We start from the raw sequence: 6,299 nt of genomic DNA on the forward strand, positions 1-6,299 counted from the left end.
CGATGTGGGCGACGGGAGATCCCCGCCCTTTCGCGGCCCTCGTGTTGCGTTCGGGAATTTCCGTTATGGTTTGGAAAGCGCCAAACACTAGGCCGCCGCGTCGTCCCCGCGTCTCGGCGCGCCGGTCGGGATGATCTTCAAGTCGAAGGCCGCGATGGAATAGATGACCGGCACCATGAGCAGGGTGATGAAGGTGGCTGCGGTCAAGCCGCCGATCTGGGCGTAGCACAGGGGCTCCCACAGGGGACCGCCCGAGGTGGCCAGGGGAAAAAGGGCGATGACCGTGGCCCCCACGGTGATCATCACCGGCCGGAGCCTCAGGATGCCCGCGTCGAGGAGCGCCGTGCGCAGATCCTCGCCCTCCTCGAGCTTTTCCTCGATGAAGTCGAACAGCACGATCACATGGCTGACGATGACCCCGATAAGGCTGATGATGCCCAAAAAGGCCATGAATCCGAAGGGCGAGCCCATGACGTACAGGGCGGCGATGGCCCCGGCCGCGCCGTAGGGGATGGCCGAAAAGACGATGAGCGGTTTGACGGCGTTTTTGAACTGGAACAGCAAGGCCATGTAGATTCCGGCCACGGAGATGGCCATGACCACCGCCAGATCGGCGAAACCGCTGACCTGCTTCTCATGCTCGCCGCCGATCTGGAGCCGGAGGCCCGGGGGCAGCTCCTTCTGGAAGGCCTCGATCTGCGGCATGGCCGCCTCCACCACCTCCGAAGGCAGATGTCCCGGGGTGGGAAAGCAGGAGATCACGATGGTCCGGAACTGGTCGCGGCGGGCGATCTTTTCCGTGGCCGCCGCGAAGTCCAGGGTGGCCACCTGCCCCAGGGGGGCGCGCTTGCCCGGATCGGACTCGGAATAGACGTAGAGGTTGGCGATGTCCGTCAGGGTGGCCCGCTCCTTGGCCCGAAGCCGGGTGATGACCGGGATGAGCAGGCGGCCCTCGGACAGGGTGGTGGCCTCCAGGCCGTTCATGGCCGCCATGGAGGACCGGGCCACGTCCTGGTTGGTCAGCCCGGCCAGGTTGGCCTTGTCCGGGTTGATCGTGAGCTTGGCCTTCATGATCTCCGAGCCCCAGTCGTCGCGCACCCGGTAGGCCATGGGCAGGGCGCGCAAGATGTTTTTGAGCCGCTGTGCCTGAAGGCGCAGCTCCCGCATGTCCTCGCCCAGAAGCCGGATCTGCACCGGCACCCCCACGGGCTCGCCGCTCTCAAGCTGCCGCATGTCGATGCGCGCCCCGGGGATGCGGGATTCCAGGGCGGTTTGCAGGGGCTCCATGAGCTTTGGCGTCAGCCACTTGTCCGTGACCTCGATGAGGATCTGGGCGTAGTTGGGCTGGGACTGCTCGGGCGACACCGAGAACCAGAAACGCGGCCCGCCGCCGCCCACGAAGGTCGTCACCTGTTTGAGCACCGGGGCGGGCTTGCCGTCATCGCCCGGATGGGCGGCCTCGTAGGCGGCCACGGTCTCCCGGATGATGTCCTCGGCCTGCCGGGCCACGGCGTCCGTGGCCTGGATGGGCGCGTCCTCGGGCAGCCAGACATCGGCGTAGAACAGGTACGACAGGTCGTTTGGGAAAAACTGGGGCTTCAGGTGCGTCTGGAGGTAGACGCCCCCGGCCAGGGGCAGAAGCGACAGGAGAAGCACCCAGTAGCGGTGGTCGATGAGAAAGCCCCCAAGCTTGTAATACATGCCGGAAAAGCCCTTGGTGCGGCGCGCCTCCTCCGAGGGTTCGGGCCTGGCCGAGGGTTTGAGCAGGTAGCGGCCGAGAAACGGGATAAAGCTCATGGAGGCCAGGCGCGAGGCCACAAGCGAGGCCGTGATGACCACGGGCATGGCGAACAGGTAGCGGCCCGTGTCGCCCTTGAGCAAAAGGAAGGGCAGATAGGCGATGCAGTTGGTGATGGTGGCGAAAAGGATGGCCCGGGCCAGCTTGGTGGGACCGAGCCAGGCGGCGATGCCCGGGGGATGCCCCAGGGCCAGGTCGCGCTTGATGGCGTCGTTGGCCACCACCGGGTCGTCCACCAAAAGCCCCAGAGCCAGGATCAGCGAGGCGATGGACACCTGCTGCAGGTCCAGGTGCATGAGGTGCATCATGCCGAAGGTCATGGCCAGGGTGATGGGGATGGACAGGGCCATGAGCAAGGCCGAGCGCCATTCCCAGAAGCCGACAAGCGACACCAGGACCACCAGCCACACCGCGTCGCCAAGGGCCTCCATGAACAGGTCGACGTTCTCCTCCACCTGCCTGGGCTGGTCCGAGGTCCGGGCCATGATCAGGTCTTCCGGAAGCCGGGCCGTGACCTCGGCCAGGGCCTCGTCCACCTGCTCGGAGAAGTCGCTGATTTTTTGGCCGTGGCGCATGTTCACGGCCAGGGTGATGCCCAGCGCCCGCCGCCAGGTTCCCTCTTTGTCCTTATACATGAAATAGTTGAGGTTCTCCGGCGGAGTGCGGTAATAACGCTCCATGTCCACCAGATCCTGGAGATAGGCCCCGGCACCCGACCCCGAGGCGGCGACCATGGTCCGCCCCAGCTCCTTCTCGCTGGTGAAGCGTCCGGAAGGGTCGATGACCAGGTTCTGGCCGCCGAATTCAAGCACCCCTCCCGCCCCCGAGACGTTGCGGGCGGCGAGGGCCTCCTTGATGCGCCAGGGATCCACGGCGTAGGCGGACAGGCGCTCCTGGGAATATTCGAGATAGACCGCCTCCTGCTGCACGCCCCAGCGGGTGACCTTGGAGACGATGGGCGCCCCCAGAAGCCGCCGCATGATCTGGTCGGTATAGGCCTCGAGCTGGCGGTAGCTGTATTTGCTCCCGGCCACGGCCAAAAGGGCCTCCCGGGCGTCTGCCGGGTCGCGGATCACGGCCGGTTCCCAGATGTCGGGACTTATCTCCGAGAGATGGACCTCGCTGACCGCATAGTCGTAGATCGCCTGGCGCAAGGTCTGGGGCGCGGCCGCCGTGGCCCCGTCCAGGACCACCAGGTTCGGCCCGGCGTAGACCTGGGTGTCGGAGAAAAGCCCTTTTCCCGCCAGGGATTCGGCCAGGGACTCGGCCTGCCGCCGGATCATGGCCGGGCTGGCCGAATGGGAGAAGACGAAGGCCAGGCTCGCCCGGTCGGCGGCCGCGCCCTCCCGGGCCCTGGCCCGCAACTGGCCCATGACCCGGGCCACCTCCCGGGAACGCAGGTCCGCCTCCACCTCGGACACGGGGGGCGAGGCCACGGTGAGCATCAGCGCCGCCGTATCCCCGAAGTCCTTCATGAAGACCACGGGGCCCGCCCCCTCGGGCAGATCCAGGACGCCGCGCATGCGCAAATCGATGTCGTCGAAGATCTCTCCCGTCTCCTCGATGTCCTCGGTGAGCTCCACGGTGATGACTGAAAGTCCCGTGCGGGAGGTGGACTGGATGCGCTTGACGTGGGTGTTTTCGGCGATGGACCGTTCCAGCCGCCGGGTGACCTGGAGCTCCACCCGCTCGGCGTCGATGCCCGGCCAGGGGCACAGCACCATGGCCACGCGCACGGCCAGATAGGGATCCTTGCGCTGGGGCATGCCGGTGAGGCCGAAGTAGCCCCACACCAGGACCAGGATGAGCAGGACGGCCGAGATGTGGGGGGTCTCGACGAAAGAGCGGGCCAGATTGCGCGTTTTGGCGATGCGCGCGTCGTCGCTTGGGTGCATGGTCATGGATGGCCCCCTATTTGATGACGCGCACGGGGGCGCCGTCAAAGACCATGGTGGCGCCGGTGGTGATGACCCTGGCCCCGGGCTGGGGGCCGTCGATGAGGGTCACCCGGTTGCCCGTCACGTCGCCGATGGTCACCTTGTGGCCCTTGGCCGTGGCCGCGCCGTCCCCCTCAAGCACCACGTAGACCAAAAAGCCGTTTGGGTCGGCGGGATCGCGGACCACGGCGGAGACCGGCAAGACGAGCCGCGAGAGCTGTTCCCCGGCCAGGGTGGCCGAGGCGATCATGCCGTCTTTGAGGGTCAGGTCGGGGTTTTTTATGGCCACCTCCACGTCGAAGACCCGGCTTTTGGGGTCGGCCGAGGGGGCCACCGAGAGCACGATCCCCGGAAAGACCTGGTTGCCCAAGGCCTCCACCCTGATGGGCACGGTGTCGCCGGGATGCACGTGCCGCAGCATGAAATCGGGCACGCCCAGCACGGCCTTGACCGTGGACAGGTCGGCCAGGACGAAGGCCAGGGTTCCCGTGGCCACCAGGGTTCCCTTTTCGATGGATCGGGACAGGACCAGGGCGTCCAGGGGGGCGGCGAGCACCGTGTCTTTCAACTGGAGGCTGGCCTCCTCGATCTGGTGCGTGGTGCGGTCGGAGGAGGCCTTGTAGAAGTCGAACTTCTCCTTGGCCTTGTCGAGTTCGCTCTTGGCTACGACCTTCTGATTGTAGAGGGTCTGGTAGCGTTCGAAATTGACGGTGGCCTCGCGAAGCGACGCCAACTCCTCCTCCCGGGCGGCCTGGGCCTTTTTGAGCGCGGCCCGGTAGTCGTCGTCCTTAAGCGCCGCCAGGACCATGCCCCGTTTCACCTTGTCGCCCTTTTGCAGGACGCGCGGCACGCCGTCCGGGCCCAGGGCCGTGGCGATGTCTTTCACGTAGCCGCCGACCTTGAAGGCCAGGTCCACGCGTTCGTTTGGGATGAGCGTGGCCGAATAGGTCAGGGCGTCGCCCACGGGCAGCGCCTCCACGGCCACGACCTCCACGGGCGTGGGCGGCTTTTCGAAGGGCGGTTTGTCCTCGGCGCAGCCCGCAAGGGCCAGAACAAGGGCCAGGGCGAAAAAGGAAGCCACGGCCCGGCGGACAGGATGTTGCGCCTCCCGGCCGTTCATGGTCCTTCCGTCCGGGTCGGGTGTGCTGTGGGGGTGATGGCGCATTCCGCTCTCCGTTTAATAGGTGGTGGTCTGCCAGGAACGTTCGGCCAGGGGGACAAGCGGCTCCCTTGGAAGGGGTTTCACCGCCGGGTTCGTGCCGAACTCCATGATCCGGGACGCGGCCGGATCGAAACGCGGCCACTTTGGGCCGCCCGCCACGGCCGGATGGCCGGTCCTGGCGAACGCGGCCCAGGCGCTGCGCATGGCCCGGCCCACGGCCCGGTCGGCGTCGTCGAAGCCAAGCCACGGGCTCTCGAAACCGAAGATCGGGAAAAGCTCCGCCCCGTGGGGAACCCCGGCCTGCTGCGGGGAGACGCCCAGGGCGTCGCCCTCGTCTTCCAGGGCGGCCAGCGCCCCAAGCGGCGGGGGCTGGGCGTAGCGGTAGACGTAGCACGGCGACCCGGCCCTGGCCTGCTTCCGGGCCAGGAACTCCGCCGGGGCCACAAACCAGCGGGCGCTGACAAGCCGCTCCAGGTCGTCGCCAAGCCCCGGCTCTCGACCCGGGGCCAGGGCCAGGGCCTTTTTCGCGTCGGCCCCGAAGCGGCGCGTCACCAGCCGGACATAGGCCTGCGTCGTGTCCGCCGGGGGATCGAGGTGGTCCAGGAACAGGGAGGATTCGTTTGCGGTCGTGCCGATGACCAGCGGCGCAGGGTGTCGCCTGCCCTGGGAAAAAAGGGTCAGGGGATGATCCGGCACGACAACGCCGTCCACCGTGGGCGAACACACGATCCCGGCCACCTCCAGGCCGACCTCGGGCCTTAGGGCCTCGGCGGCGGCAAGAACGTCGTCGGCGGAGGCGGCGCGCAGGGCGGCCAGGATGTCGGAGTGCGGGTCTGTACCAAGCCGGGCGCCAAGCCGGGCGGCGATGCGGCGGCCGATGTCCTCGGCCGGGGCCGTGCCGCGGGCCGGTTGTTTCAAGGGACGAAAGGCCCCGGGTGCGACGGGGCTTTGCAGGATGGCCTTGTGAAACAGCCCCGCCGCCCCTGGACTGACCAGATGCGCCAGCACGGACGTGGCCCCGGCCGATTGGCCGAACACGGTCACGTTGTCCGGGTCGCCGCCAAAGGCCGCAATGTTCTCCTGCACCCAGGAAAGGGCGGCCTGCTGGTCCAAGAGGCCGTAATTGCCCGAAACGCCCCGGGGGGACTCGGCCGAGAGCAGCGGATGGGCCATGAATCCCAGGGCCCCCAGGCGGTAGTTCACGGTCACCAGGACCACGCCCTCGCGCACCAAGGCCTCGCCCGCATACAGGGACAGCGATCCCGCCCCGGAGAGGAAGGCCCCGCCGTGGAAAAAGACCATGACCGGCAGCCGGTCGCCGGTCGCGCGGGCCGGGGTGCGCACGCCAAGGGTCAGGCAGTCCTCGGCCGTGTCGCCGTCGGCGCCCTCTTGGGGGCACTGG

3 protein-coding genes are annotated in these 6,299 nt (G+C 67.7%); all 3 read right to left on the reverse strand.

The window, feature by feature from the left end; all coding sequences use genetic code 11:
* Positions 1–87: 87 nt before the first annotated feature.
* Positions 88–3,699 carry an efflux RND transporter permease subunit gene (locus tag V3572_RS02620; protein ID WP_332109417.1) on the reverse strand — a complete coding sequence of 1,204 codons (3,612 nt, stop codon included), beginning with the start codon at positions 3,697–3,699 and terminating at the stop codon, positions 88–90.
* A gap of 10 nt (positions 3,700–3,709) precedes the next feature.
* Positions 3,710–4,900: an efflux RND transporter periplasmic adaptor subunit gene (locus tag V3572_RS02625; RefSeq protein ID WP_332109418.1), complete on the reverse strand. Its 1,191-nt coding sequence runs from the start codon at positions 4,898–4,900 to the stop codon at positions 3,710–3,712.
* Positions 4,901–4,912: 12 nt separating this feature from the next.
* The coding region (locus V3572_RS02630; RefSeq protein WP_332109419.1) for a carboxylesterase/lipase family protein at positions 4,913–6,299 on the reverse strand (1,387 nt) is incomplete at its 5' end.

Origin of the sequence: Desulfolutivibrio sp. (assembly GCF_036584575.1) — a bacterium.
In the GTDB taxonomy this organism is placed as follows: domain Bacteria; phylum Desulfobacterota; class Desulfovibrionia; order Desulfovibrionales; family Desulfovibrionaceae; genus Desulfolutivibrio.

Coding starts and splice junctions, on each gene's coding strand:
- V3572_RS02625 (WP_332109418.1), bottom strand. CDS start 4,900: ATGCGCCATCACCCCCACAGCACACCCGACCCGGACGGAAGGACCATG.
- V3572_RS02620 (WP_332109417.1), bottom strand. CDS start 3,699: ATGACCATGCACCCAAGCGACGACGCGCGCATCGCCAAAACGCGCAAT.